This is a genomic window from Actinoplanes sp. KI2 (genome assembly GCF_025630775.1).
GTDB lineage: Bacteria > Actinomycetota > Actinomycetes > Mycobacteriales > Micromonosporaceae > Actinoplanes.
Genome location: NZ_JAOSZE010000178.1, coordinates 1 through 325, shown reverse-complemented (window position 1 = coordinate 325; position 325 = coordinate 1). Strand labels below are relative to the sequence as shown.

The 325-nt window shown below is 66.5% G+C and carries 1 protein-coding gene; it reads right to left on the bottom strand.

What is annotated here, in order from left to right:
* On the bottom strand, positions 1 to 325 hold a 325-nt coding region (locus tag ODJ79_RS46855; protein WP_263030217.1), incomplete at both ends, for a condensation domain-containing protein.

The following is a 325-nucleotide window of genomic DNA, read 5'->3' as shown; positions in this document are numbered from 1 at the left end:
TGCCAACGACCACCCATCACTGACGATGTGATGCATCAACGCCAACACCACAAACTCGCCACCACCCAGCTCGAACACCGACACCCGAACCGGCAACTCCGACCCCAGATCAAACGGATACAACACCGCCGCCTGCAGCACCCCCGCCAACTCAGACGCCGACACCCGCTCCACCGACAGCGGAACGCGGGCGTCCCGGACGGGCAGGATGTCCTGATAGGCCACACCGGACTCATCCGGGAAGCGCGTCCGCAGGCTCTCGTGGCGTTCCAGCACGTCGGCCCAGGCGGCCTCGAAGGCGCTCAGGTCCAGCCGGCCGTTCAGC